Here is a 25,316-nt window from a genome sequence, read left to right as displayed (position 1 = left end):
GGACCGGCGCCCGCGGGTGGGAGGCTGGACGGTATGAGCGGTGACGGCGTGAGCAGCAGCGGTAGTGGCAGCGGCGGTGGCGGTGGCGGTACGGAGCCGGCGCCCGCGCGGATCCTGGTCGTCGACGACGACCCGACGGTGGCGGAGGTCGTCACCGGCTACCTGAGGCGCGCCGGCTACACGGTGGAGAGCGTCGCCGACGGCCCGGCGGCGCTCGCCCGCGCCGGGGTCATCCGGCCGGACCTGGTCGTACTGGACCTCATGCTGCCGGGTCTGGACGGGCTGGAGGTGTGCCGCAGGCTCCGCGCCGCCGGCCCGGTGCCCGTGATCATGCTGACCGCGCGGGGCGACGAGGACGACCGGATCGCGGGACTGGAGCTGGGGGCCGACGACTACGTCACGAAACCGTTCAGCCCGCGCGAGCTGGTCCTGCGGGTCACCTCCGTGCTGCGGCGCGCGGCGGCCGCCGGGGCCGCGGCCGCCGCGGGGGCCGGCGCGGCGGAGGCCGGCGCGGCGGAGGCCCGCCTCACGGGCGCCGGGATCACGCTCGATCCGGCCACCCACCGGGCCGCGAAGGGCGGACGCGAACTGGCGCTCACCGTCCGCGAGTTCGACCTGCTCGCGCACTTCCTGCGGCATCCGGGCCAGGCGCACGGCCGGGAGGAACTGATGCGCGAGGTGTGGGGCTGGGACTTCGGAGACCTGTCGACGGTGACCGTGCACGTACGCCGCCTGCGCGCCAAGGTCGAGGAGGACCCGGGGCGGCCGAAGCTGATCCAGACGGTGTGGGGCGTCGGCTACCGCTTCGAACCGGGCGAGGTGACCGCGACATGAAGGACATACTGCTCATCGCGCTGTTCGCGTTCGGCGGGGCCGTGTGCGCGGGCGCCGTCGGCGCGCTCGTGCTGAGGCTGGTGCGGCACCGGTCGGTGGCGGTGTCCCTGACCGTGATCGCCGCCGTGACGGTCACCGCGATGCTGGCCGGGACGCTCGCCGTGGCCCAGGCGATGTTCCTGTCCCGGCACGACCTCGGGGTGGTCACCCTGGTCGTGGCGATGGCGGCGGTGGTCTCGCTGGCCGTGGCGCTGCTGCTGGGGCGGTGGGTGGTGGCCCGCAGCCGGGAACTCTCGCTGGCCGCGCGGGACTTCGGTGACGGGGGCAGCTTCGCTGCGCCTCCGGGGTTGGCGACCGCGGAACTGGCCTCGCTGTCACGCGAGTTGGCGGCGACGAGCGAGAAGCTCGCGGTGTCCCGGGAACGGGAGCGGGCGCTCGAGACCTCGCGACGGGAGCTGGTGGCCTGGATCTCGCACGATCTGCGGACCCCGCTGGCGGGGCTGCGGGCGATGTCCGAGGCGCTGGAGGACGGCATGGCGGAGGATCCGGCGCGGTACCACCGGCAGATCCGCACCGAGGTGGACCGGCTGAACTCCATGGTCGGTGACCTCTTCGAACTGTCCCGCATCCACGCGGGGGCGCTGGCGCTGAGCCCGAGCCGGATGTCCGTGTACGACCTGGTCGGCGACGCGCTGTCCGGGGTGCACCCGCTGGCGCGGGAGCGCGGGGTGCGGCTCGACGGCGCAGCGGTGGACCGGGTGCCGGTGGAGGTGGACGGCAAGGAGATGACCCGGGTCCTGGCCAACCTGCTGATCAACGCGATCCGGCACACGCCGGTGGACGGCACGGTGGCGATCGCGGCCTCCGTACGGGCGGACGGGGGAGCGGTGGTCGTCTCCGTGACGGACGGCTGCGGCGGGATCCCGCCGGAGGACCTGCCGCGGGTCTTCGACACGGGCTGGCGGGGCACCCCGGCGCGGACGCCTCCGGCGGGGGTGGCGTCGGTGCCGGCGCCTCCGGCGGGGGCGGGGCTGGGGCTGGCGATCGTACGGGGCATCGTGGAGGCGCATGCGGGGCGGGCGGCGGTGCGGAACGTTCCCGGGGGGTGCCGGTTCGAGGTGACCCTGCCGGTGTCGGCCTGAGGCCGGGACTCCTGGGGCGCTGCCCCGGGCCCCTGCGCCTCAAACGCCGGCGGGGCTGGATGTGGTCCCGGCCGTGGGTGGGTGCGGCGCCGTTGCCAGGGGCGCCGCCCCCGGACCCCCGCGCCTCAAACGCCGGCGGGGCTGATTTATGCGTGCGCGAAGTCCGTCATGCCCTGCGTGAACTCGACTTCGGGGCGCCAGCCCAGGTCCGTGCGCAGGCGGTGGGAGTCGGCCGTGATGTGGCGGACGTCGCCCAGGCGGAACTCGCCCGTGATGACGGGGGCGGGGCCGCCGTGGGCCGTGGCCAGGGCGGTGGCCATCTCGCCGACGGTGTGCGGGGTTCCGCTGCCGGTGTTGTACGCGGTGCACGCGCCGAGCGGCGTCGAGGCCTCCAGGGCCAGGGCGTTGGCCTCCGCGACGTCCGTCACGTGGACGAAGTCCCGCCGCTGGCCGCCGTCCTCGTACACCTGCGGGGCCTCGCCCCGCGCCAGCGAGGAGCGGAAGAAGGAGGCCACCCCCGCGTACGGGGTGTCGCGCGGCATCCCCGGGCCGTACACGTTGTGGTAGCGCAGCGACACCGCCCGGCTGTTGAAGCACCGCGCCCAGGAGGCCGCCAGGTGCTCCTGGGCCAGTTTCGTGGTCGCGTACACGTTGCGGGGATCCGTCGGCGCGTCCTCGGCGACCAGCCCCGGTGTCAGCTCCGAGTCGCAGACGGGGCAGTGCGGTTCGAAGCGGCCGGCGGCCAGGTCGGCGGCGCGGCGCGGGCCCGGGCGGACCACCCCGTGGCGCGGGCACTCGTACCGGCCCTCCCCGTAGACCACCATCGAGCCGGCGAGGACCAGGTCCCGGACCCCGCCCTCCGCCATCGCGGCCAGCAGCACCGCCGTGCCGAGGTCGTTGTGGGAGACGTACGCCGGCGCGTCCGCGAAGTCCTTGCCGAGGCCGACCATCGCGGCCTGGTGGCAGACGGAGTCCACCCCGCGCAGGGCGCTGCGTACGGCCTCGGCGTCGCGGACGTCGGCCCGTACGAACTCGGTGTCGTCCGCCGGGGGGACGAGGTCCAGGACGAGGGGATCGTGGCCGTGGAGACGCAGAGTGGTAACGATGTGGGAGCCGATGAATCCGGATCCGCCGGTGACGAGTACGCGCATGACCGGGACGTTACGGACTTCGGGGGGTCGCAGGGGGGGCTCCCACGCCCCGCCGTAAGACTTCCGTCAGGTCATTTCGTCACGGGTGGTGACGGAACGGGGGCAGAGGGTCCCATGTTGCGCCCGGTGCCGGTGTGTTTGAGCCGTCGAGCGGCGAAAAGTAACCCTTTTGGTGCCGCGTCAAGTGGCTTGACCGCGAGGTAAGCGAGGCATAAGTTCTGCCCCGGCTCGCTCCATCGGGGACCGGCCGACACAGCGTCTCTTGGGGGGACTCATGCACTACTACACCGATGTTCTGAAGAAGTACGTCGACTTCTCCGGCCGCGCGCGCCGCCAGGAGTTCTGGATGTTCTTCCTCTTCAACACCGCCGCGCTGATCATCGTCGCCATCCTCGACGCGGTCCTCACCACCTCCCCGCTGCTCTACCTGATCTACGCGCTGGCCACCTTCCTGCCGAACCTCGGAGTCTCCGTCCGCCGCCTGCACGACCAGGGCAAGTCCGGCTGGTTCATCCTCGTCGCCTTCATCCCGCTCGTCGGCTGGATCTGGGCGATCGTCCTGATGGCCACCGAGGGCCACCCGAACCCGAACCAGTACGGCCCGAGCCCGAAGGCCGTCCACGCCTGAGCAGGTCCGTAAGCGGTAGTGCCCGAGCGTCGCCCCGGCTGAAAGCAGCCGGTGGCGGCGCTTTCGCCGTTCCGGGGCCGACCGGGCGGGCCCGGGCGGCCCCGGCCATCGAGCGTGACGCGTGTCTCGTACGGGCTTGCGTCGGGGGGCTGTCCAGACCGGCCCGATCACGAGATATCTTGATGTCGAGCAATGTTGCAGACGAGAGACGCAGACTGTGGAGCGGAGCATCCGGTGACTGACTCGACCATCATCTACACGCACACTGACGAGGCCCCGGCCCTCGCGACGTATTCCTTCCTGCCTGTGATCCAGGCGTACGCGTCGACGGCCGGTGTGAATGTCGAGACCCGTGACATCTCCCTGGCAGGCCGTATCATCGCCAGCTTCCCCGAGTACCTGGAAGAGGGCCAGCGGATCGCGGACGCCCTCGCCGAGCTCGGCGAACTGGCGAAGACCCCGGGCGCCAACATCATCAAGCTGCCCAACGTCTCGGCGTCGATCCCGCAGCTCAAGGCCGCGGTCGCCGAGCTCCAGGGCCAGGGCTACGCGCTCCCGGACTACCCGGACGACCCGAAGAGCGACGAGGAGCGCGAGAACCGCGCCCGCTACGACAAGATCAAGGGCAGCGCCGTCAACCCGGTCCTGCGCGAGGGCAACTCCGACCGCCGCGCCCCCGCCTCGGTCAAGAACTACGCCAAGGCGCACCCGCACCGCATGGGCGCCTGGACCACCGAGTCGAAGACGAACGTCGCCACCATGGGCGAGAACGACTTCCGCTCCACCGAGAAGTCCGCCGTGATCGCCGAGGCCGGCACGCTGCGCATCGAGCACGTCGACGCCGACGGCGCCGTCACGGTGCTGCGCGACTCCGTACCGGTCCTCGCGGGCGAGGTCGTGGACGCGTCCGTCCTGCACGTCGACGCGCTGCGCACCTTCCTGAACAAGCAGATCGAGCGCGCCAAGGCCGAGGACGTCCTGTTCTCCGTGCACCTCAAGGCCACGATGATGAAGGTCTCCGACCCGATCGTCTTCGGCCACGTGGTCCGCGCCTTCTTCCCGAAGACCTTCGCCCGCTACGGCGAGACCCTGGCGGCCGCCGGCCTGTCCCCGAACGACGGCCTCGGCACCATCCTGAACGGCCTGGGCGCGCTGCCCGACGCCGACGCGATCAAGGCCTCCTTCGACGCCGAGATCGCCGAGGGCCCGGCCCTCGCGATGGTGGACTCCGACAAGGGCATCACCAACCTGCACGTCCCGTCCGACGTCATCGTCGACGCCTCGATGCCGGCCATGATCCGCACCTCCGGCCACATGTGGGGCCCGGACGGCGCCGAGGCCGACACCCTCGCGGTCCTCCCGGACAGCAGCTACGCCGGTGTCTACCAGGTCGTCATCGACGACTGCCGCACGCACGGCGCGTACAACCCGTCCACGATGGGCTCGGTGCCGAACGTCGGCCTCATGGCCCAGAAGGCCGAGGAGTACGGCAGCCACGACAAGACCTTCGAGCTGGCCGCCGCGGGCACCGTCCGCGTCGTCGACGCCTCGGGGGCCACGGTCCTGGAGCAGGAGGTCGCCGCCGGCGACATCTTCCGCGCCTGCCAGACCAAGGACGCGCCGATCCAGGACTGGGTCAAGCTCGCCGTCACCCGCGCCCGCGCCACCGGCGTCCCGGCCGTCTTCTGGCTCGACGAGGGCCGCGCGCACGACGCGCAGCTGATCGCCAAGGTCAAGACGTACCTCGCCGACCACGACACCGACGGTCTGACCATCGAGATCCTGTCGCCGGTCGAGGCCACCGCGTACTCCCTGGAGCGCATCCGCCGCGGCGAGGACACCATCTCGGTGACCGGCAACGTGCTGCGCGACTACCTGACCGACCTGTTCCCGATCCTGGAGCTGGGCACCAGCGCCAAGATGCTGTCGGTCGTCCCGCTGATGAACGGCGGCGGCCTCTTCGAGACCGGCGCCGGCGGCTCCGCCCCGAAGCACGTCCAGCAGCTCGTCAAGGAGAACTACCTGCGCTGGGACTCCCTCGGTGAGTTCCTCGCGCTGGCCGTCTCCTTCGAGCACCTCGCCACCACCACCGGCAACGCCCGCGCACAGGTGCTGGCCGAGACCCTGGACCGGGCGACGGGCACCTTCCTGAACGAGGACAAGTCGCCGAGCCGCAAGCTCGGCGGCATCGACAACCGCGGCAGCCACTTCTACCTCGCCCTGTACTGGGCGCAGGAGCTGTCGCGCCAGACCGAGGACCCGAAGCTGGCCGCCGCCTTCGACCCGCTGGCCAAGACGCTGGCCGAGTCCGAGGAGAAGATCGTCGGCGAGCTCATCGCCGTCCAGGGCGCCCCGGCGGAGATCGGCGGCTACTACCAGCCCGACGCCGCCAAGGCCTCGGCGATCATGCGGCCGTCCGCGACGCTGAACGCGGCGCTCGCGATCCTCGGCTGAAGTCCGCGGGGCTGAGGCCCACCGCCTCCACCGCTTCCACGGGTCCGCCCCGGTCGGCAGTCGCCGACCGGGGCGGACCCGTTCGCGGCGGACCCGTTTATGGCGGACCCGTCTACGTACCTGGTCACAGTGGGTGCACCTGCTCTGGTGCGAAGGCCAGCGGGTCGCGTCCGGCGGCCAGGATCCGCAGTCCGGGAGCCACGGCGAGCAGTTCGCGCAGCCAGTCCAGGGCCTCGGACGCGAGGTGTTCGCAGCCGTCGAGTACGAGCAGCATGTCGCGCTCCGCCAGCCACGACGCGGCGGCGTTCGACGTGCCGCACGGCAGGAACGGCATGCCCGGTACGCAGCCCAGCGCGGCGGTCAGGTCCCGGACTCCGAACCGCTGGTCCATGGACACCACGGCCACGCCGTCGTAGAAATTGGACGCGAGCCGTCGCCCGATCTCCCGCACGAGCAGGCTCCGGGGCTCGCGGAACCGTCCTGTGACGGTCAGCACTTTGCCCCGCCGCACGGCGGTGAAAAGACGGGACAGCTCCGCGGAGGTCGCCGGGAACGTACTACCGGCGCCTCTGGATTCCCTCATCGGCACGATGCCCCCCTGCATACGTGACCATCCGCGGCAAGAGGGTAGTTTCAAGCCGCATGAAGACGATTATGCGCCACTTTCTTCGAAAGGCCAGGGGAATTCCCTATTCCGGTGAATCGCCCGTGGCGCCCGGTGATCGCAGCAGTTGTACAGGTGGCGTGCCTTTGTCCAATGACGCGGAGCCCGTGGGCTGAGGCTCCCGTCGCAGGCGGGACGCCCGTAGCCCCGCATTCGCCCCGCGGCCCGCTCGCAGCCGCCCCGGAGAACAGTTGTCCGGGGGCCCGGAATCCGCTGTACTTCTGCTGTGCCGCCCGATGTGCGGGCATGGCGCGGGCATATTCGGGGGAGGGGTCAGGATGAGTGCGGACCGACGTCGGGCAGGGCGGGGCACGAGACCCGCGTCGCACCGGCGCCGTGCGGGCTTCCGGCGTCGGAGACCCCTGCTGAGCCTCCTCCTGTCCGCCTTCCTCCTCGTGGGCGTCCTCGCCGCGACGGGCATCGCCTGGGAGCCCCGTACCGTCGCGGACGCACGGACCCGCTCGGGACCCGTCCCGGCCGGCACGCTGCCCGGGACCCCCGGCGACAGCCCCGCGCCCACCACCACCGGCCCCACCGCCTCCGCCCCGGGCGCCACCGCCCCGCAGAGCCCGGGCGGGCGGGCCCCGGACCCGAAGCCCCAGGGCTCCGGTACGGACGGCGGAGCGCGCCCCACCGGAGCCCTGCCCTTCGACCTGCCGCAGCCGGCCGCCCTGCGCTCCGGCGCCGCCGGCAAGAAGCTGGTCTTCGCCCACTACTTCACCCCGTACCCGCTCTCCCTGGACAACGCGGACGCCGAGGTCGACTACTACACCCGCAACTACCTGAAGCCGGACGGCGAGAACGGCAAGCACGCGCGCTACGGCGGCCTGCTGCGCGACCGGCCGCTGCCCGTCCCGCCCCGCACCGGGAACTGGGAGCTCGCCAACCTCCAGCAGGAGGTCCGCACGGCCCGTGCCGCCGGCATCGACGGATTCACCCTCGACCTGCTCTCCCTCTCCGGCAAGAACCTCGAACGCTGCAACCTCCTGATGGAGGCGGCCCGTTCGGTGGACCCGGCCTTCAAGGTCATGCTGATGCCGGACATGACCTCCCTGGGCACCGACGACCCGGCCGTGCTCGCCGACCTCCTCGCGGAACTCGGCAAGTCCCCGGCCGCCCACCGGCTCCCCGACGGACGGCTGGTCGTCTCGCCGTTCAAGGCGGAGGAGAAGAGCGTCGCCTGGTGGACCCGGGTCATGGACGTCCTGAAGTCCCGCCACGGCATCCGTACCGCCTTCGTCCCGCTCTTCCTCGACTTCGGCGCGCACAGCGGCGCCTTCGAGCCCATCAGCTACGGATTCTCCGAGTGGGGCAGCCGCAGCTACGTCGGCCAGGAGAGCTCCACGCGCGACGTGCGGCGCGCCCACGCCGCGGGCAAGATCTGGATGCAGCCCGTATCCGTCCAGGACGCCCGCCCCAACCAGGGCATCTACGACGAGGCGGGCAACACCGCGACCCTGCGCGCCACATGGAACCGCGCCATCGAGGACGGGGCCGACTGGGTCCAGCTCACCACCTGGAACGACTACAGCGAGGGCAGCCAGTTCGCGCCCTCCCTGCACAACGGCCACGCCTACCTGGACCTTTCCTCGTACTACCTCACCCGGTTCAAGACGGGCGGCTGGCCGAAGATCGTCCGGGACACGCTGTACCTGAGCTCGCGCACCCAGTTCGCCGCCGCCGACCCGAGCGGCGGCCAGTCCCTCGTGATGTCGCTGCGGGGCGGCAGCGCCGCGGCCCGGGACACGGTGGAGGTGCTGAGCTTCCTGACCGCGCCCGCGAGCATCCGTACGGCCGTGGGGGCGGCCGAGGACGCGCACGCGGCCCCGGCCGGGGTCCACTCCGAGCTGCTGCCCCTGAGGCCGGGCGCCGGCTCGGCGGCCGTGGTGCGGGACGGCCGGGCCGGGGCCCGGGTGGAGCTGCGGCACCGGGTGGACCGCACGGTGGAGGTCCAGGACCTCCAGTACCAGGCCGCCACCAGCGGCCGGAGCTGAGTCCGCAGGGCTCCGGCCGCTGCTCCGCAGGGGACGAAGTCCCTGGGTGCGGGACCTTCGTCACCCCATATGTAGTGGTGGTGCTCCGCCGTCACATCTATATGTAGTGTTGGCCTCGCCGGTTCGGCGGGGCTTCCCCCGACCGAGGCAACAGGGAACCCGGTGGGAATCCGGGACTGCCCCGCAACGGTGAATCCGCCACGGCGGACGAGTCCGACACCTGCCGGCACGGGCTTTCAGAAGAGCCCGCCATTCTTCCGTGCCGAGCCTCGTGGGAGGGCCGCCGTGACTGCTGTCATTGATGCCGTAGAGACCGTGACCGAATACCTGGACCGCCGGGACTGGCGGGTGAACGCCAACGCCAACCAGGGCTACTCGCTCGGCGGGCTCATCCTGAACACCGCCGGCAAGGTCACCGCGAACTACTGGCTGGAACAGGTCTATCCCGCCGCCGTGGCCCGCGCCCACCGCGAGGGCGACCTCCACATCCACGACCTGGACATGCTCTGCGGCTACTGCGCCGGCTGGTCCCTGCGCACCCTGCTGACCGAGGGCTTGGGCGGAGTCCCCGGACAGATCGACTCCGCCCCGGCGAAGCACCTGTCCTCGGCCGTCGGCCAGATCGTGAACTTCCTCGGCACCCTGCAGAACGAATGGGCGGGCGCCCAGGCCTTCTCCTCCTTCGACACGTACCTCGCGCCCTACGTCCGCCTCGACTCGATGACGTACGCCCAGGTCAGGCAGTGCGTCCAGGAGCTCGTGCACAACCTGAACGTGCCCTCGCGCTGGGGCACCCAGACCCCCTTCACCAACCTCACCTTCGACTGGACCTGCCCCGAGGACCTGCGCGAGCAGATCCCCGTGGTCGCGGGGGAGGAGACCGGTTTCACCTACGGCGAGCTCCAGGCCGAGATGGACATGATCAACCGGGCGTACATCGAGGTGATGACGGAAGGCGACGCCACCGGCCGGGTGTTCACCTTCCCCATCCCCACCTACAACATCACCCGGGACTTCCCCTGGGAGAGCGAGAACGCCGAGCGGCTCTTCGCGATGACCGCCAAGTACGGGCTCCCGTACTTCCAGAACTTCATCAACTCCGAGCTCGAACCGAACATGATCCGCTCCATGTGCTGCCGGCTCCAGCTCGACCTGACCGAGCTGCGGGGGCGCGGCAACGGCCTCTTCGGCAGCGCCGAGCAGACCGGCTCCCTCGGCGTGGTCACCCTCAACTGCGCCCGCCTCGGGCACCTCCACGCGGGTGACGAGCCGCGGCTGCTGGCCGAGGTGGACCGGCTGTGCGAGCTCGCCAAGGACAGCCTCGAACTGAAGCGGATCACCGTCCAGGACCTCATCGACGGCGGTCTCTTCCCTTACACCAAGCGGTACTTGGGCACCCTGCGCAACCACTTCTCCACCATCGGCGTGAACGGCGTCAACGAAATGGTCCGCAACTTCAGCGGGGACGCGTACGACATCACCGCGCCCGAGGGCCACGCCCTCGCGGTCCGCCTCCTGGACCGGGTCCGGGCCCGGATGGTCGACTTCCAGGAGAGCACCGGCCACCTCTACAACCTGGAGGCCACCCCCGCCGAGGGCACGACGTACCGCTTCGCGAAGGAGGACCGGGCCCGCTTCCCCGGCATCCTCCAGGCCGGCACCGACGCCAACCCGTACTACACCAACTCCTCCCAGCTGCCCGTCGGCTGGACCGACGACCCCTTCGAGGCGCTGGAGCGCCAGGACGAGCTGCAGGCCAAGTACACGGGCGGCACCGTCCTGCACCTGTACACCCCCGAGCGGATCCCGACGGCCGAGGCCTGCCGCAAGCTGGTCCGGCGCTCGCTGGAGACCTTCCGGCTCCCGTACCTGACGGTGACCCCCACCTTCTCCATCTGCGCGGACCACGGCTACCTGGCGGGGGAGCAGCCCCACTGCCCCACGTGCGGGGCGGCGTGCGAGGTGTGGACCCGGGTCATGGGCTACCACCGCCCGGTGTCCTCCTTCAACATCGGCAAGAAGGGCGAACACGCGGAGCGCGTTCCCTTCAAGGCGGCGGTGTGACCGGCGCCGCCGCGACCGGCGCCGCGACCCCGGCCGGAGTCATCCGCATCGGCGGCTGGTCCAGGCTGTCCACCTGCGACTGGCCCGGCCGGCTGGTGACCACCGTCTTCTGCCAGGGCTGCCCCTGGCGGTGCGGCTACTGCCACAACCCCGGCCTGCTGCCCGCCCGGGCCCCCGCCGCCGTCCCCTGGGACGAGGTGCTCGGCCACCTGGCCCACCGGACGGGGCTCCTCGACGGGATCGTCTTCTCGGGCGGCGAACCGCTGCTCCAGCGCGGTCTGCCGCAGGCCGTACGGGAGGCCCGCGCGCTGGGCCTGGAGGTCGGCCTCCACACCGGGGGAGCCTTCCCCCGCCGCCTGGCCCGGCTGCTGGATGCGGGCCTGCTGGACTGGGTCGGCTTCGACGTCAAGGCCCCGCCCGGCCGGTACGAGAAGGTCACGGGCATCGGCCACGCGGCCGCCTCGGCGGAGCGCAGCCTGCGCCTGCTCCTCGCCTCGGGGGTGCCCCACCAGCTCCGCACCACGGTGGACCCGGCCCTCCTGGACGTGCCCGCCATGGCCGCCCTGGACGACTGGCTCGCGGAACTGGGCGCACGGCCCACCCACCGCCAGACCGTGCGCCCGCCGGCGGCCTGAGGGCACGGCGGCCGCCTTGAGGACCCGGCGGCCGCGGCCGCGATGGCCGGGGAAGGGGCTGTCGCTCCGGGTGGGCGGCGGGGCATGATCGGTCCGACAGCCGCGCCGCACCCACGGAGGTCCCACGTGACCCAGCCCGCCGAGCCGACCGACCGCGCCGACCCCACCGACGCCGCCGGGCGGGCCGGGGCCGCCTCGCCCAGCGGGTCCGTACGCCGCCCCGCCGAATTCCCGGGCGGGCGGGAGCTGTTCCGGCTCTCCGAGGACGTCAGCCACCTGAACCACGGGTCGTTCGGAGCGGTGCCGATCCCCGTCCAGGAGACACAGGCCGCCCTGCGGGCCCAGGCGCACGCCGACCCCGACACCTTCTTCATCGGCGCCCCCGGCCGGCTCGTCGAGGCCCGGAGCCGGATCGCCGCCCGGCTCGGCGCCGATCCTGCCGGGCTCGCCTTCGTGACCAACGCCACCGAGGCCGCCAACCTGGCCCTCGACGCCGTGCAGTTCGCCGCCGGCGACGAGATCCTGGTCACCGACCACGGCTACGGCACGGTCGTCGCGGCCGCCGCCCGGCGCGCCCCGCTCACCACCGTGGCCCTGGGCACGGAGCTCCCCGACGAGGACGCCGTACGGGAAGCCGTGCTGGCCGGGATCACCCCGCGGACCCGGGTCGCCGTACTCGACCACATCAGCTCGCCCACCGCCCGGATCATCGCCTCGCCCCGGCTGCTCGCCGAACTCGCCGAGCGGGGCGTCACCACCATCGTCGACGGCGCCCACGCCCCCGGCATGATCCCGGACCCCCTGGGCGGGGGCGCCGACTTCTGGTTCGGCAACCTCCACAAATGGGCCTACGCCCCGTCCGGCACCGCGATCCTGTCCGTCGCCCCGCACCACCGCGACCGGGTCCGGCCGCCGGTGCCCTCCTGGGAGGACCACCTCGGCTTCCCGCGCTCCGTGGAGAACCGCGCCACCTTCGACTACACCGGCTGGCTCGCCGCCCCGGACGGGCTCGACCTGCTGGAGGAGCTCGACGCCGCCAAGGTACGGGCCCACAACAGCGCGCTGGCCGCTTACGGCGCGGCGCTGCTCGCCGGGATCCCCGGAATCGTCCCGCTCCCGCACACCGAGGGCCTGGCCCTGCGCACGCTGCGGCTGCCGCCCGGGATGGCCGAGACCCCGGACGCCGCCCGCGACCTGCGCGAGCGGATCGCGGCCGAGCAGCGGATCCGGGTACTGATCTGGCCCTGGCCGGGCGGCGGCGGGATCCGGGTGAGCGGGCAGATCTACAACCGGGCCGAGGAGTACGAACGGCTCGCCGAGGTCCTGCCCTCCTACCTGCCCTAAGGCCTCAGCCGCGCCGGAGCAGGTACGTATCCATGATCCAGCCCTTGCGGGCGCGGGCCTCGGTGCGCAGCTCCTCGATCCGGCCGGCGACCTCCGCCAGCTTCCCCGAGACCAGGATCTCGTCGGGGGTGCCGACGTACGCACCCCAGTAGATGTACAGGTCCTGGTCGAGGTGGGCGGTGAAAGCGTGGCGGGCATCCAGCATCACCACCACGTCGTCCACACCGTCCGGCCAGCCCTCCGCGAGCCGGCGCCCGGTGGTGATCTGGACCGGACGGCCCACCCGGTTGAGGTTGGTGCGGTGGCGGGCCAGCAGCGAGGAGATGCTGCTGATGCCGGGCACCACCTCGTGCTCGAAGGCGACCCGGCCCTTCTCCAGCACCTCGTCGAGGATCGCGAGCGTGGAATCGTAGAGCGAGGGGTCGCCCCACACCAGGAACGCGCCCGTCTCCCCCTCCGCCAGGTCCTCCGCGATGAACCGCTCGAAGAGCTCGGCCCGCGCGCTGCGCCAGCCGTCCACCGTGGGGGTGTAGTCGGAGGGCGTCCGGTCGCGGTCGGGATCGCGGCCCTCCACCAGCCGGTGTCCGGGGCGGGCGTGCGCGTCGAGCATCGCCCGCCGCAGCCCGGTCAGATCCGCCTTCTCCTCGCCCTTCTCCAGGATGAGGAATGCGTCCGCCGCGCCGATCGCCTTGACCGCCTGGAGGGTCAGGTGGTCCGGGTCGCCCGCGCCTATGCCGATCACTGAGAACTTCTTCACCGGGCTATTGTGCCCATCATGCGCGCCGCCCTGTTCGTCACCTGCGTCAACGACGCGCTCTACCCGCGCACGGGCATCGCCGTCGTCCGCCTCCTGGAGCGGCTCGGGGTCACCGTGGACTTCCCCGCCGCGCAGAGCTGCTGCGGCCAGCCGCAGTACAACACCGGCTACCGGCGCGAGGCCGAACCACTGGTCCGGCGTACCGCCGAGGCCTTCGCCGGGTACGAGTACGTGGTCACCCCGTCCGGTTCCTGCGCGGCCATGATCCGCTCCCACTACCCCCGGATCGGGCGCGCGGCCGAGGCCGAGGGCCGGGGACCCGCCCTGACCGCGCTGGCCGAAGACCTCGTACCGCGCGTGTACGAGCTCACCGAGTTCCTGGTCGACGTCCTCGGGGTGACCGACGTCGGCGCGTACTTCCCGCACACCGTCACCTACAACCCCTCCTGCCACGGCCTGCGCGGCCTCGGACTCGGGGACCGGCCCCGGCGGCTGCTGGCCGCCGTACGCGGACTGGAACTGCGCGAACTGCCCGGCGCCGAGGAGTGCTGCGGCTTCGGCGGGACCTTCGCCGTCAAGAACCCCGACGTATCGGCCGCGATGGGCACCGACAAGACCGCCCACGCGCTCTCCACGGGCGCCGAAGTGCTCTGCGGGGCCGACAACTCCTGCCTCGCCCACCTCGACGGCATCCTGCGCCGCCGGGGCGCCCCGCTGCGGGCCCTGCACCTCGCCGAGATCCTGGCCGCCACGGAAGAGGAACCACTCGTATGACGGGGACCCATCTGGGCATGCCGGCGTTCCCCCACGCGGCCCGCGAAGCCGTACGGGACGAGGTGCTGCGCGCCAACCTCCGCCACGCCACGCACACCATCCGCGACAAGCGGGCGCGGGCCGTCGCCGAACTGGAGGACTGGGACCGGCTGCGCGCGGCCGGCAAGGCGGTCAAGGACCACACGCTGGCGCACCTCGACCGCTACCTGCTCCAGCTGGAGGCCGCCGTCACCGCCGCGGGCGGCACCGTCCACTGGGCGGCCGACGCCGACGAGGCCAACCGCATCGTGACGGAACTGGTCCGGGCCACCGGGGAGAAGGAAGTCGTCAAGGTCAAGTCCATGGCCACCCAGGAGATCGGCCTGAACGAGGCCCTGGAGGCGGCCGGGATCGCCGCGTACGAGACCGACCTGGCCGAGCTCATCGTCCAGCTCGGCCACGACCGGCCCTCCCACATCCTGGTCCCGGCCATCCACCGCAACCGCGGCGAGATCCGCGACATCTTCGCCGCGGAGATGGGCGCCTGGGGCCGTCCGGCCCCCGACGGACTGGGCGACGACCCGCGCGAGCTCGCCGAAGCCGCCCGGCTGCACCTGCGCGAGAAGTTCCTGCGCGCCAAAGTCGCCGTCTCCGGCGCCAACTTCATGGTCGCCGAGACCGGCACCCTGGTCGTCTTCGAGTCCGAGGGCAACGGCCGGATGTGCCTGACCCTGCCCGAGACCCTGATCTCGGTCGTCGGCATCGAGAAGGTGATCCCGACCTTCCGCGACCTGGAGATCTTCCTCCAGACCCTGCCCCGCTCCTCGACGGCCGAGCGGATGAACCCGTACACGACCATGTGGACCGGGGTCATCGACGGCGACGGCCCCTCCGTCTTCCACCTCGTCCTCCTCGACAACGGCCGCACCGACACCCTCGCCGACGCGGTGGGCCGCCAGGCCCTGCGCTGCATCCGCTGCTCCGCCTGCCTCAACGTCTGCCCGGTGTACGAGCGCGCCGGCGGCCACGCCTACGGCTCCGTCTACCCCGGCCCGATCGGCGCCATTCTCAGCCCCCAACTCCGGGGTACCGGGAGCGAGATCGACGCCACCCTGCCCTACGCCTCCACCCTGTGCGGGGCCTGCTACGAAGTCTGCCCGGTCGCCATCGACATCCCCGAGGTACTGGTCCACCTGCGCGAACGGGTCGCCCAGGGCGGCCCGGTGACCCGCGAGGGCATCCGGGTCCGCATCCGCCCCGCCGACGGCCACACCGCCGAGCGCGCCGCGATGCGGGCCGCCCGGCTCCTGCTCGACCGTCCGGGCGCGCTGCGCGCGGGGGAGCGGCTGCTGGCCCGTGCCCGGCGGCTGCGACCGCGCCGGCTGCCGGGGCCCGGGCGGGCCTGGACCGACAGCCGGGAGCTGCCGGAGCTCCCGGAGCGCTCGTTCCGCGACTGGTGGGCGGCGCGCGAGAAGGAGGCACGCCCGTGAGCGCCAGGGAGCAGATCCTGGCCCGCATCCGCCGGGCCCTGCCCGAGCCGCGCCCGGACACCGCGATCCCCCGGGACTACCTCCCGGTCCACGGCGCCCGCACCCCCGCCGAGAGCGTGGACCTGCTCGCCGCGAACCTCGCGGAGTACCGCGCGAAGGTCCACCGGGTCGACGAGGACGGCATCGCCGTGCTGCTGATGCGGCTCCTCGCCGAGCGGGGCTCCGCGTCGGTCCTGGTTCCGCCCGGGCTGCCCCCGTACTGGACGGCGGCCGTCGACGCGACCCGGATCCACGACCGCGCGGCCTCCACCCCGCACCAACTGGACGCGGTGGACAGCGTGGTGACCGGCTGCGCCCTCGCGATCGCGGAGACCGGCACGATCGTCCTCGACGGCGGCCCGGAGCAGGGGAGGCGCCGGATCACGCTGATCCCGGACCATCACATCTGCGTGGTCCGCGTCCCCGGCCAGGTGGTGGACTCCGTCCCCCGCGCGCTGCCGCTCCTGGACCCCACCCGCCCCCTGACCTGGATCTCGGGCCCCTCCGCCACCAGCGACATCGAGCTTGACCGGGTGGAGGGCGTGCACGGTCCCCGCACCCTGGAGGTGGTCCTCCTCGGCGCACAATGAGGGCATGTCCTCCCACCTCGCCCTCACCGCCCTCGTGGTCCACGACTACGACGAGGCCATCGACTTCTACACCCGCGCGCTCGGCTTCGACCTCGCCGAGGACACCCCGCGCCCGGACGGATCCCGCTGGGTCGTGGTGCGCCCGCCGGGCGCCAAGGAGTCCGCCCTCCTGCTGGCCCGCGCCAAGGACGACGCCCAGCGCTCCCGCGTCGGCGACCAGACGGGCGGCCGGGTCGGCTTCTTCCTCTACACCGACGACTTCGCCGCCGACCACGCCCGGATGACCGCCGAGGGCGTCCGCTTCCTGGAGGAGCCGCGCCACGAGACGTACGGCTCGGTCGCCGTCTTCCAGGACCTCTACGGAAACCGCTGGGACCTCCTCCAGCCGGCGTAGCCCTGGCCGGGCGTTGGACCGGCACCGCCCGAGGAGCCCGAGGGCCCGGTCCGGCCCGGCCCGCGCCGCGCCGCCCCGGCGGGGCCGGACCGTCCGCCGGTGTCGCCCCGGGCTCAGACCGGGCCGGGGCCGCCCGTGAGGTGCGGCGCCTCGGCGGCGGCGTCGACGACCGCTCCGGCCTCCACCCGCCCCGCCAGCTCCCGGGCCCAGCTGACCAGCCCGACCAGGTCCATCCCGTAAGGGCGCCCGGGCGCTGCCCCGGCCCCGGCTGCTTCCCGCCCGGCCAGGGCCAGGGCATCCGCTCCGCGGCGCAGCAGCCGGGCCCCGCCGACCGCGTTCCCGCGCGCGGCGTGCGTCAGCCCGACCGCCAGCTGCGCCAGCGCCCGCCACAGCAGCGCCTCGGCATCGGGCCCCGACTTCCAGGCGTCCTCGAACACCTCGTGCGCGTGGAAGGGCATCCCGGCGTCCAGCAGCAGCTGCGCCTGCGCCACCGTCTCCCCGGGCGACCGCACCACTCCCTCGGGCTGCCGCTCCACCCCTTGGGCCCCGTAGGGCAGCGGCCGTCCCAGCCCGTCCCTGGGCCGCGCGCTCCGCGCCCGCCCCTCACCGTCCCGATCCCGTGCGTTCACCCCTTCATCCTCTCTTCCTCCCCCCTCCCGCCGATAACCGGTGCATGGACACCCCTCACTGTGGGGTAATGTTCTGCATGTGCCGCCGAGACGGGGGAAACCCCAGATCAGAAGCACATCGGGACGTGGCGCAGCTTGGTAGCGCACTTGACTGGGGGTCAAGGGGTCGCAGGTTCAAATCCTGTCGTCCCGACTCGAAAGAGTCGCAGGTCAGAGGCCGTATCGGAGGAATCCGACACGGCCTTTTGATCGTTTCTGGGGACCAGATGGGACCAGCGCACTTGACTGGGTCCGAAGCGCACCTTGACCCGGTCAAGGTGCGCCTTCGCGCTGTTCAGGGGCAGTCGCTGCCCCCACGTGTACGGCCCGGCCTCCGCGCCGCTGGTGCCGCGGCAGCGTTGTGTGAACCCACGGCCCGGCGGGGGTGAGGGCCGGAGATCTCATGGTTTCGCCCACTAGGTCTGCCTGGTCGGCCCCGGATATGTTCGCCACATTCAGGGCTGGGGAGCGGGGGTTGTCGTGGGCGCTGTGGGAAACGTGCTGGTGGCGGCGGTGCTGTGGGGCACCGTCGGGCCGGCCCAGATCTGGGCCGACACCGGGACGCACCCGGTGTCGCTCGGCGCCGCCCGGATGCTGCTGGGCGGGCTGGTGCTCAGCCTGCTGACGGTGCGTCCGGCGGGGCTGCGCACCCTCACCCGCCCTGGGGTGCGGAGTTGGCTCGGCCTGTGCGTGCTGGTCACGGCCGCCTTCCAGGTCTGCTTCCTGCAGGCCGTCGAGCGTTCCGGCGCGGCTCTGGCGACCGCCGTAGCCTTCGGGACCGTACCTGTGGTCAGCGGCCTGTGTGCGCGCCTGCTGTCCGGTGAGCGGTTCGCTTCGCGCTGGCTGTGGGGTACGGCCTGCGCCGTTGCCGGGATCGGTTTGCTGCTGTTGCCCGGCAGCGGGTCGCGGGCCGATGTGCTGGGCGTGTTGTGCGGGGTGGTGGCCGGGGCGAGCTTCGGCGTCTACATCGCCGCGACCAAGGAGCTGGGCTCCATGGGCGCGGACCTCGGTGCGGCGGCTCCGGTGAGCGTGCTGTGCGCGGGGCTGCTGGTTTCTCCTTATCTGCTGGTGGCCCCGGAGGGACTGGGCACCCCGCGCGCGGTCGCACTCATCGGCTGGCTCGCCCTCGGTACGACCGCGCTCGGCTATCTGCTGTTCACCCGGGGCGTCGGGCGGCTCAGTGCCGCCACCACGGGGACCCTGAGCCTGACCGAGCCGCTGGTCGCCACCGTGCTCGGAGTGGCGCTGCTCGGCGAGCGGCCCGGGCCGCTCGCCGCGGCCGGTGCCGGGCTGCTGCTGGGTGGACTGGTTCTCGTATCCGTGCCGCACAGCCGCCGGGCCGGGGCGGAGCCCCGGCCCGAGCCCGAGCGCGTCGCCGGCTGACACACAGCGTCGGCAGCCGGCCCGCCTCCTACCTGTCCTGGTAGGACGTCATGTTCTCGCGTACCCGGGACGAGAAGAACATCGGGCCGACCGCGTCGGCCCAGGCCATTCCCTCCAGGGTCAGCCCCAGCGTCCCGTCCTTCTCCCGGAGCCAGTTCTTCTCCAGCAGCGTTCCGAGCTGGGGCGCGAAGTCGTCCTCGAAGCGGGTGGCGAAGCGCTGCTCGTAGGCGGCGGTGCGCATCCCGGTCGACTCCAGCAGGTGCTGGAGGACGTACATCCGGCGCAGCTCGCCCTCGTCCATCCGGAAGGCCCACTGCGCGCGCCGGAACTGCTCGGTCGGGGTGGCGATGTAGTCGTCGATGATGCGCCGCACCTCGGGGACCGCGACCGCGTAGTCGGTGGTGTAGTGCAGGTCGGTGGTGAACGAGCGGGCGCCGACGCCGAGTCCGACCATGCCGGCCTGCTGGTTGTACTCGCTGATGCTGTTGCCGTCGGCGTCCTCGACGGCGGCCGTGCCGATGCGCCGGAAGACGCGCATCGAGGTCTGCTCGTACCCCGCGGAGAGCAGATAGTCGCGGCCGTAGCGGTAGAGCCGCAGCCGCTGCTCGTTCCAGTCCTGGAGCGTCTTGGCGTGGCGGGTGGCGAGTCCGGTCAGCGGGCGTACGTACAGCGGATACAGGTAGACCTCCTCCGGCTCCCAGGCGAGCGCGGCGTCCAGGGAGACCTTGAAGGTGCGCTCGGTCTGGCCGTCGATGCCGTAGATGAGGTCGATGTTGAGGATCGGGAACTTCGCCTCCTTGAGGAGGGCGAGCGCCGTTTCGACCTCCTCGCGCTTCTGCGGACGGACCGCCGCGCGGGCCTCCTCGTCGATGAAGCTCTGCACCCCGATGCTCAGCCGGGTCGCACCGCGCTCGGCGAGGACGGCGATCCGGTCGGCGGTCGCCGTAGCCGGGGAGGTCTCCACCGACCAGGAGGCGGCCTTGAGATCGGCGCCCATGATGTGCTCGCTGATGTCGCAGAGCCGGGTCAGCTCGTCCGCCGTCAGGTAGGTGGGGGTGCCCCCGCCGAACGCCGCGAGCGTGAACCGGATCGGCTCTCCCTTGGCCTCCAACGCCTCTCTGGTCACCCGGGCTTGACGCTCCAGGGTGCCGAGGAAGTCACGGGTGACGTCCTCGGGGGCGCCCGTGCGGGTGAACAGGTTGCAGAAGCCGCAGCGCATCTCGCAGAAGGGTATATGCGCGTAGAGCGACAGGCTGTCGAGCCGTTCCTTGGACCACAGGTCGCTCAGCAGCGGACCGTTCTCCAGCAGGCGGTACGCCTTCTGGTGAGGGTAGGCGTACACGTATTGGTCGTACGGGGTCTCCGGCTCGGTGACCGGAAGTAAACCCCGGAGCGTCGGGGTCGGGAGCGGAACGGTCGTCGTCATGGGGGAAGTTGACTCACCTTCAGGATTGACAGATCACTGGTTCGTGACAATGCGTCACCCTAGGTGGGCGGTGAGCGAATTTCTGTAGTGCAATTAATCCAAAATGGCTTTGGGTGCATGGAGGTTCATATGTACTTTTTGCAGGTGGGTGGCTTACCTCCTCAATTGCCCGGAAAAATAAGGCAGTCGAGGTGGCGCTGTGGACAATTCGTGAGGTATTTGTGTCCGCCATGACGACTACGAAGCGACTTCTCATCGCCGCGGGCGGTGGCGGTGACGCCATTACGGCGGCGATGGTGCACGCCGCGATGCACGGGTCGGACACCCCTGCCCTCGTCCTGACCTACGCATGGGAGCGCTTGGTCGTCGATCCCGTACCGGGGCCGCGCCGCGCCACGGACTTCACCGGAACCGAACCGGCCGGCCCGGGTCTCGCCCTGGTCACCCCGGCGACCGCGCCGATCGCCCCGGCCGGATCGCTGCTACCGAGGCTGGCCCGCGAACTGCGGCCGCGGCTCGGGCTGCTCGACCCGTACGACGGCGCGCTCGGCTTGGCCCGGCAGATCGCCGCGGCCGCCCGCTGGTGCGGAGCCGACTGGATCGACCTCGTCGACGTGGGCGGCGACATCGTGGCGCGGGGGGACGAGCCCACCCTGCGCAGCCCGCTGGGCGATGCCCTCGCCCTCGCCGCCTGCGCGGCCACGGGCATTCCGACCGCCGTGTACGTCGCCGGGCCCGGCCTCGACAACGAGGTGCCCCTGCCCGCGCTGCTGCCCAGGCTCGGCGGGCCTGCGTTCTCCCTCACCGCCGAGCACACCGAGGGCGTGCTCGGGGTCTTCGAATGGCACCCTTCGGAGGCGAGCGCCATGCTCGTCGCGGCGGCCCGAGGCGTGCGTGGCGTCTGCGGCACCAGGGACGCCCCGAGCCCGGTCGTGCTGGACGACTCGGCGTGTCAGGTCCACCGCCTCGGCCTGGCACGCGCCCTGGAGCTCAGCCCTTTGGCCCGCGCGCTCAGGGGCTCCTCGAGCCTGGACGAGGCCGAGGAAGCATCCGTAAGGGTGTGCGGCTTTTCGGAAATTGCCCGCGAACACCACCGTGCGGCACACCCCGACGCGCTGCTCACCCCCGGCAGTCTCGGTGCCCTCCGGGACGCCGAGACCGTCCGGGACCGCTTCGCGGCTTGGGAGCGCGACACACTGGCCGAGGGCATCACGTACGTCACCACCCGCAGGATCGCCGAGGAACTCGACCTGTCGAGCGCAGAGACCCGCGGCCTGCTCGATGTGCTGCGCGTGACTTCTCCCCTGCGGCATGTGCCGCCGCTGTGGCGTCTTGCGGGCGCTGCCCGGGTGGGCGCAGGCACACAGGGGACAGTCTGAACGGAATGGCGCCTGTCCATTCCCTGGGCGAGCCGTGCCCGGCGTTTCGCGCAGGACGTGCGCTGGGGTCTCGGCGGCGACGTGCAGCGTTCAGCTGACGATGAGTGTCCCCTTCATCTGCGGGTGGAAGGAGCAGAAGAACGGGTAACTGCCGGGCTTGGACGGTGCGGTGAAGGTGGCGGACGCGCCGCTTTCGATCGTGCTGGTGTCGAAGGCATAGTCCTCGGTGGCGGTCAAAGTGTGCGGAGCCGAGTCCTCGTTCATCACGGTGACTGTTGCGCCGGCACGTACCTTGACCTCCGAAGGGAGGAACTTGAAGCCTTGGATCCGAACCTCTGCACCCTCGATCGTGACGGTCGACGTACTGGCGGGTGGGGACAGGGGTGCGGCGCTGGTGCTTGTGGCGCCGACGATGGCGAGCAGGGCGCAGGCGGCGCCGACCGCTGCTCCCCGAGTACGGTTACGAATGCGGCGAGAACGGGTGAGTGACATGGCCACTCCTCTCATGGATCTGCCATGATCTTGACCGGCCCTGAAGGTCTCTCCTTCGTGACCTCGCCCGGCCGGTTCACGTCCGCCTGTCGTGGGCGAGGCGGCTCATGCGCCGTGGCGGCCTTCGGTGGCCGTGATCAGCCGCACGATGTCGCACAGCAGGGTGACGAGAGTCAGTGCGCTGATGAGCGCTGCCAACCGAACTGCCATGGTGATCAGCGCAGTCGGGTGCTGGCAGGCAGCGGAAGGCTCCCGTTCGGATCTGAGTCTCTTCGGCCATTGTCCCAGGCCGCCGCCACTGGGGCACTTCGTGGCGATGGGGCTTCCGGGCAGCCAGGCCCGAGCCGCCGCGGTGCCGACCGTGTCCGACCGGGCCGCCGGGCCGGCACGCCGGCGGCGCCACCGCGTACGGTCGGGCCCGGGTCACGACGCCCTCAGTCGCTCGACTCGACCGCAATCGCCCTTGAGCCCGGCCAGTCCGCCTTCCCCTCCTCCCATTCCTCGTCCTCCTCGTCCTCCTCGGCCGACCCCTCGTCGACGGTCCCCTTCGGCGGGCACTGCCGGCACAGGCGCTCGTACACCTCCATGACCTCGTCCACCGTGTTGGTCTGCTTCTCCTCGCAGGCCTTCTTCTTCAGCGCGTCCATGCACTCCAGCTTCGCCTTCGCGCCCTCGAGGACCGCAACGGCGGAGCTGCCCTTCAGGACGCACAGCAGCACCTTGCACAGGCAGTCCATGTACTCCGACACCGAGCCGAAGCCGTGGTACAGCCCCGTGAGCCGCTTGCGCAGCACCAGCAGCTGAGCCCAGAGCCGGATCACGTTCTTGCCCGGCTCCGCGATCTCCGCCAGCAGCTGCAGCGCGTCGGCTTTGATCTTCGCGGCGCGCTGTGTCAACGCGTCCTTCTCGCCGGCCAGGGCCGTGAAGCAGGCGGCCTCCCGCTCGACCTGGGCCTCGTACCGGGCGATCCTGGCAGCCAGGGAGGCGACCGTGTCCTCGTCGCCCACCGAGGGGTCGAACTTGCAGTCGCACTCGTCCGCACAGCAGCCCCACCCGCCCGCGCAGTCCCGGATCTCCGCGAAGACCTGCTTGACCGCCTCCTTGAGGCAGTGCTTCTCTTCCGCGCCGATCCGGCAGCGGAGCTGTTCGTAGACCTGCTTGAGCGTCTTGTCCGCGGCCTCCGCATCGGCGCCCGCGGTTTCCCTGGCCTTGGTGTAGTCCGCCCGGGCGCTGTTGAACTTGTCCTTGAACTCCGTCAGCCGGGGCAGCTGCTGCTCGGTCTTCTCAGCCTGGCGCTTGATCCCCGTAGCACTGCACGCGAGGTCGTCGATCGCGCCGAGATCGCAGTCGCCGCCCGTGCTGGTGTCGTCCGACTGGGTATGGGGGGTGCTGCTCATGATGGGCTCTCCTGGTCGAGGGGGCGGGCGCACCGAGTCTGGCGCCGCTGGTGTCACCGGCCCGTCGCCCGCTCATCGCCGCACTGTCCGTTGACCGACCGCTGTCCGTTGACCGCCGCACTCCCGCAACGCTGCCGTGACGGGGTGCGCCGCAGCATCGGGCCCATGGCTGGATACCAGGCACTCGCCTCCGTCGGGCGCGGCGTTGTCGCGCTGCTCAACGAGCGCTTCACGGATGAGATCCCGGCCGGCAATCCACGTCCCCAGGCCGTGCTCGCCGGGCCCGTCGACTTCGACCGGGTCGGCACCCCCGGCTCCCTCATCACCTTCCCCGCCGTGTCCGTCTACTGCTACCGGCTGAGCGTCGACCGGGAGACCCGGCCGGCCTGCGCGGCGATCTCGGCGCGGGACGGGGTGCCCAGGATCCCGCTGCGGATGCACCTGCTGATCGCCGCCTGGGACCAGTTCGTCGAGGCCGAGCTCGAATGGCTGGGCCTGGCCGTCAAGATCCTGGAGACCGATGCGACGCTCACCTATCCGCGGCTGCAAGAGACCGAGGGCTGGCTGCCCGGCGACTCGGTGCAGATCGTCCCGGACGACCTGGCCATGGACTCCATGAGCGAGGCCTTCCAGGCCATGACCACCGACTACCGCCTCTGCCTGCCCTACCTCGCCAGGGTCGTCCGCATCGACGGCCGCAGGCAGCCCGGCTCCGACGAGGTGGCCACCGTGGCCACGGGCCTGTCGGGGACGGGCCGATGACGGACGGCCAGGACCACCGGATCACCGTCGCGGCCGGGCCCGTCGACGTACTGCACCGGCTCGCCCTGGCCGTCCGGCCCCTCGACGCCCGTACCCGCAAGGCCGCCGGGCCCGGGCTGTGCGTCGGCCGCGAGTCGGCCGCCGTACCCGGCCGCCGGATGCCCCCCGGCGGCGCGGTCCTGCCGCTGGAGAACCATGGCGCCACCGGGCACGTGCTGCGGTACGGAAGCTCCGGCGGCCTGCCCGCCACCGTCGCGGTCCGTATCGACGACCCCGCCCGCCGCTGGATCCCGCGCCGGTTCTCCGTACCGCTGTGGACCCACGCCGAGCTCACCGGCGCCGATGCCGACCCGCCCACCGCGCAGCCGGTCCGGGCCGACGCCCGGCTGATGCGGCCCTGGCTGCTGCCCGGCCCCGCCTACCCCGTCCCGCAGGGTACGACCGGCATCAGGCTGCGCGTCACCCGGGCCGGCCGGCCCGTCCGCTGGCCCCGCGTCGAGGCGTACGGGGCGCCGGCCGGCGCCCTCGTCGGCTGGGCCCACGGCGACGAGCACGGTCAGGTGCTGCTCCTGCTCCACGGCATCGGGGTACTCCCGTCCCCGGTGCCGTCCACCTACACCGTGGCGCTGCGTTCCCTTGCGAGGGACCCGGCCACCGCGCCCCCGCCAGACCCCCGCGATGCGCTGGCCGACCTGGTCGTGGAGGCGGTCACGCGCAGCCAGTCCCCGCCCAGCGGCGCAGACCTGGACAACCCGCTGCTGCGCGGCAGCTCCCGACCGCCCGGATACCGCACCAGCACCGCCGACACCGTGCACACGCTGACCGTCGGCCAGGTGGTGCACGCCGCCGACCTGCCCCACGCCACCGCCTGAGCCC

The 25,316-nt window shown here is 72.1% G+C and carries 23 protein-coding genes, 1 tRNA gene and 1 riboswitch; of the genes, 17 read left to right on the top strand and 7 right to left on the bottom strand.

Annotated elements, in window-relative coordinates; genetic code table 11:
- Window positions 1-111 precede the first annotated feature (111 nt).
- Window positions 112-834, top strand: a complete 723-nt coding sequence (locus MTF69_RS34045; RefSeq protein ID WP_308401487.1) for a response regulator transcription factor — start codon at window positions 112-114, stop codon at window positions 832-834.
- The gene (locus MTF69_RS34040) at window positions 831-1,976 is read left to right on the top strand and encodes a sensor histidine kinase KdpD (protein WP_243340227.1); all 1,146 of its coding nucleotides are present in this window, start codon (window positions 831-833) and stop codon (window positions 1,974-1,976) included. The genes MTF69_RS34045 and MTF69_RS34040 overlap by 4 nt, the downstream gene beginning before the upstream one ends.
- A gap of 146 nt (window positions 1,977-2,122) precedes the next feature.
- Here the strand turns inward: MTF69_RS34040 and MTF69_RS34035 are convergent, their stop codons facing one another.
- Window positions 2,123-3,127: an NAD(P)-dependent oxidoreductase gene (locus MTF69_RS34035; RefSeq protein WP_243340226.1), complete on the bottom strand. Its 1,005-nt coding sequence runs from the start codon at window positions 3,125-3,127 to the stop codon at window positions 2,123-2,125.
- Window positions 3,128-3,401: 274 nt separating this feature from the next.
- Here MTF69_RS34035 and MTF69_RS34030 point away from each other — a divergent pair, with 274 nt between their 5' ends.
- Together MTF69_RS34030 and MTF69_RS34025 are read left to right on the top strand one after the other, a co-directional pair.
- On the top strand, window positions 3,402-3,755 hold the full coding sequence (locus tag MTF69_RS34030; protein ID WP_243340225.1) for a DUF805 domain-containing protein: 354 nt from the start codon (window positions 3,402-3,404) through the stop codon (window positions 3,753-3,755).
- Between the two features lie 234 nt (window positions 3,756-3,989).
- Window positions 3,990-6,209, top strand: a complete 2,220-nt coding sequence (locus MTF69_RS34025) for an NADP-dependent isocitrate dehydrogenase (RefSeq protein ID WP_243340224.1) — start codon at window positions 3,990-3,992, stop codon at window positions 6,207-6,209.
- 124 nt (window positions 6,210-6,333) lie between these two features.
- Here the strand turns inward: MTF69_RS34025 and MTF69_RS34020 are convergent, their stop codons facing one another.
- Entirely contained in the window at window positions 6,334-6,792 is a 459-nt protein-coding gene (locus MTF69_RS34020) for a hypothetical protein (protein ID WP_243340223.1), read from the bottom strand.
- A gap of 476 nt (window positions 6,793-7,268) precedes the next feature.
- Here MTF69_RS34020 and MTF69_RS34015 point away from each other — a divergent pair, with 476 nt between their 5' ends.
- The 4 genes from MTF69_RS34015 (at window position 7,269) to MTF69_RS34000 (ending at window position 12,910) form a co-directional block, all read left to right on the top strand.
- Window positions 7,269-8,867, top strand: a complete 1,599-nt coding sequence (locus MTF69_RS34015) for an endo-1,3-alpha-glucanase family glycosylhydrolase (protein WP_243340222.1) — start codon at window positions 7,269-7,271, stop codon at window positions 8,865-8,867.
- A gap of 102 nt (window positions 8,868-8,969) precedes the next feature.
- Window positions 8,970-9,110: riboswitch (cobalamin riboswitch) on the top strand.
- A gap of 42 nt (window positions 9,111-9,152) precedes the next feature.
- The gene (locus MTF69_RS34010; RefSeq protein ID WP_243340221.1) at window positions 9,153-10,931 is read left to right on the top strand and encodes a ribonucleoside triphosphate reductase; all 1,779 of its coding nucleotides are present in this window, start codon (window positions 9,153-9,155) and stop codon (window positions 10,929-10,931) included.
- A complete protein-coding gene (locus tag MTF69_RS34005; RefSeq protein ID WP_243340220.1) occupies window positions 10,928-11,566 on the top strand; it encodes an anaerobic ribonucleoside-triphosphate reductase activating protein in 639 nt (212 codons plus the stop codon). The genes MTF69_RS34010 and MTF69_RS34005 overlap by 4 nt, the downstream gene beginning before the upstream one ends.
- Before the next feature lie 126 nt (window positions 11,567-11,692).
- On the top strand, window positions 11,693-12,910 hold the full coding sequence (locus tag MTF69_RS34000) for an aminotransferase class V-fold PLP-dependent enzyme (RefSeq protein WP_243340219.1): 1,218 nt from the start codon (window positions 11,693-11,695) through the stop codon (window positions 12,908-12,910).
- A gap of 4 nt (window positions 12,911-12,914) precedes the next feature.
- Here MTF69_RS34000 and cobF read toward each other — a convergent pair whose 3' ends face one another.
- Window positions 12,915-13,667 (bottom strand): precorrin-6A synthase (deacetylating), encoded by a 753-nt coding sequence (gene cobF, locus MTF69_RS33995; protein ID WP_243340218.1) that lies wholly within the window; start codon window positions 13,665-13,667, stop codon window positions 12,915-12,917.
- Window positions 13,668-13,685: 18 nt separating this feature from the next.
- On the opposite strand from cobF, the gene MTF69_RS33990 reads away from it, so the two are divergent.
- The 4 genes from MTF69_RS33990 to MTF69_RS33975 are packed head-to-tail and all read left to right on the top strand — an operon-like array spanning window position 13,686 to window position 16,933.
- Complete coding sequence (locus tag MTF69_RS33990; RefSeq protein ID WP_243340217.1) at window positions 13,686-14,441, top strand: (Fe-S)-binding protein; 756 nt, start codon at window positions 13,686-13,688, stop codon at window positions 14,439-14,441.
- Complete coding sequence (locus MTF69_RS33985; protein ID WP_243340216.1) at window positions 14,438-15,910, top strand: lactate utilization protein B; 1,473 nt, start codon at window positions 14,438-14,440, stop codon at window positions 15,908-15,910. Before MTF69_RS33990 ends, MTF69_RS33985 begins: the two co-directional genes overlap by 4 nt.
- Window positions 15,907-16,539: an LUD domain-containing protein gene (locus tag MTF69_RS33980; protein ID WP_243340215.1), complete on the top strand. Its 633-nt coding sequence runs from the start codon at window positions 15,907-15,909 to the stop codon at window positions 16,537-16,539. The genes MTF69_RS33985 and MTF69_RS33980 overlap by 4 nt, the downstream gene beginning before the upstream one ends.
- 4 nt (window positions 16,540-16,543) lie before the next feature.
- A complete protein-coding gene (locus MTF69_RS33975) occupies window positions 16,544-16,933 on the top strand; it encodes a VOC family protein (RefSeq protein WP_243340214.1) in 390 nt (129 codons plus the stop codon).
- Window positions 16,934-17,046: 113 nt separating this feature from the next.
- Here MTF69_RS33975 and MTF69_RS33970 read toward each other — a convergent pair whose 3' ends face one another.
- Window positions 17,047-17,562, bottom strand: coding sequence for a DUF309 domain-containing protein (locus MTF69_RS33970; protein ID WP_243340213.1), 516 nt, complete (start codon window positions 17,560-17,562; stop codon window positions 17,047-17,049).
- A 119-nt stretch (window positions 17,563-17,681) separates the two neighbouring features.
- On the opposite strand from MTF69_RS33970, the gene MTF69_RS33965 reads away from it, so the two are divergent.
- Both MTF69_RS33965 and MTF69_RS33960 read left to right on the top strand, forming a co-directional pair.
- Window positions 17,682-17,755 (top strand) — tRNA-Pro (locus tag MTF69_RS33965).
- Window positions 17,756-18,081: 326 nt separating this feature from the next.
- Complete coding sequence (locus tag MTF69_RS33960) at window positions 18,082-18,984, top strand: DMT family transporter (protein ID WP_243340212.1); 903 nt, start codon at window positions 18,082-18,084, stop codon at window positions 18,982-18,984.
- Between the two features lie 28 nt (window positions 18,985-19,012).
- Here MTF69_RS33960 and MTF69_RS33955 read toward each other — a convergent pair whose 3' ends face one another.
- Window positions 19,013-20,410 (bottom strand): STM4012 family radical SAM protein, encoded by a 1,398-nt coding sequence (locus MTF69_RS33955; protein WP_243340211.1) that lies wholly within the window; start codon window positions 20,408-20,410, stop codon window positions 19,013-19,015.
- 230 nt (window positions 20,411-20,640) lie between these two features.
- Here MTF69_RS33955 and MTF69_RS33950 point away from each other — a divergent pair, with 230 nt between their 5' ends.
- Window positions 20,641-21,789, top strand: coding sequence for a DUF1152 domain-containing protein (locus MTF69_RS33950; protein ID WP_243340210.1), 1,149 nt, complete (start codon window positions 20,641-20,643; stop codon window positions 21,787-21,789).
- Between the two features lie 90 nt (window positions 21,790-21,879).
- Here MTF69_RS33950 and MTF69_RS33945 read toward each other — a convergent pair whose 3' ends face one another.
- Both MTF69_RS33945 and MTF69_RS33940 read right to left on the bottom strand, forming a co-directional pair.
- Window positions 21,880-22,281, bottom strand: a complete 402-nt coding sequence (locus tag MTF69_RS33945) for a cupredoxin domain-containing protein (protein ID WP_243340209.1) — start codon at window positions 22,279-22,281, stop codon at window positions 21,880-21,882.
- 434 nt (window positions 22,282-22,715) lie between these two features.
- The gene (locus tag MTF69_RS33940) at window positions 22,716-23,678 is read right to left on the bottom strand and encodes a hypothetical protein (RefSeq protein ID WP_243340208.1); all 963 of its coding nucleotides are present in this window, start codon (window positions 23,676-23,678) and stop codon (window positions 22,716-22,718) included.
- Between the two features lie 165 nt (window positions 23,679-23,843).
- On the opposite strand from MTF69_RS33940, the gene MTF69_RS33935 reads away from it, so the two are divergent.
- Both MTF69_RS33935 and MTF69_RS33930 read left to right on the top strand, forming a co-directional pair.
- Window positions 23,844-24,440, top strand: coding sequence for a Pvc16 family protein (locus MTF69_RS33935; RefSeq protein WP_243340207.1), 597 nt, complete (start codon window positions 23,844-23,846; stop codon window positions 24,438-24,440).
- Window positions 24,437-25,312, top strand: coding sequence for a hypothetical protein (locus tag MTF69_RS33930; RefSeq protein ID WP_243340206.1), 876 nt, complete (start codon window positions 24,437-24,439; stop codon window positions 25,310-25,312). The genes MTF69_RS33935 and MTF69_RS33930 overlap by 4 nt, the downstream gene beginning before the upstream one ends.
- Window positions 25,313-25,316 lie beyond the last annotated feature (4 nt).

The sequence above is a fragment of the Streptomyces sp. AP-93 genome, from assembly GCF_022808175.1.
In the GTDB taxonomy this organism is placed as follows: Bacteria; Actinomycetota; Actinomycetes; order Streptomycetales; family Streptomycetaceae; genus Streptomyces.
The sequence above is the reverse complement of the archived record's forward strand: the minus strand, read 5'-3'. Positions and strand labels throughout refer to the sequence as shown.

Bases quoted from the DNA above. Each gene is read 5' to 3' on its own strand.
- MTF69_RS34040 (WP_243340227.1), top strand. From the start codon at position 831: ATGAAGGACATACTGCTCATCGCGCTGTTCGCGTTCGGCGGGGCCGTG.
- MTF69_RS34035 (WP_243340226.1), bottom strand. From the start codon at position 3,127: ATGCGCGTACTCGTCACCGGCGGATCCGGATTCATCGGCTCCCACATC.
- MTF69_RS34030 (WP_243340225.1), top strand. From the start codon at position 3,402: ATGCACTACTACACCGATGTTCTGAAGAAGTACGTCGACTTCTCCGGC.
- MTF69_RS34020 (WP_243340223.1), bottom strand. From the start codon at position 6,792: ATGAGGGAATCCAGAGGCGCCGGTAGTACGTTCCCGGCGACCTCCGCG.
- MTF69_RS33990 (WP_243340217.1), top strand. From the start codon at position 13,686: ATGCGCGCCGCCCTGTTCGTCACCTGCGTCAACGACGCGCTCTACCCG.
- MTF69_RS33985 (WP_243340216.1), top strand. From the start codon at position 14,438: ATGACGGGGACCCATCTGGGCATGCCGGCGTTCCCCCACGCGGCCCGC.
- MTF69_RS33975 (WP_243340214.1), top strand. From the start codon at position 16,544: ATGTCCTCCCACCTCGCCCTCACCGCCCTCGTGGTCCACGACTACGAC.
- MTF69_RS33955 (WP_243340211.1), bottom strand. From the start codon at position 20,410: ATGACGACGACCGTTCCGCTCCCGACCCCGACGCTCCGGGGTTTACTT.
- MTF69_RS33950 (WP_243340210.1), top strand. From the start codon at position 20,641: ATGACGACTACGAAGCGACTTCTCATCGCCGCGGGCGGTGGCGGTGAC.
- MTF69_RS33945 (WP_243340209.1), bottom strand. From the start codon at position 22,281: ATGTCACTCACCCGTTCTCGCCGCATTCGTAACCGTACTCGGGGAGCA.
- MTF69_RS33940 (WP_243340208.1), bottom strand. From the start codon at position 23,678: ATGAGCAGCACCCCCCATACCCAGTCGGACGACACCAGCACGGGCGGC.
- MTF69_RS33935 (WP_243340207.1), top strand. From the start codon at position 23,844: ATGGCTGGATACCAGGCACTCGCCTCCGTCGGGCGCGGCGTTGTCGCG.
- MTF69_RS33930 (WP_243340206.1), top strand. From the start codon at position 24,437: ATGACGGACGGCCAGGACCACCGGATCACCGTCGCGGCCGGGCCCGTC.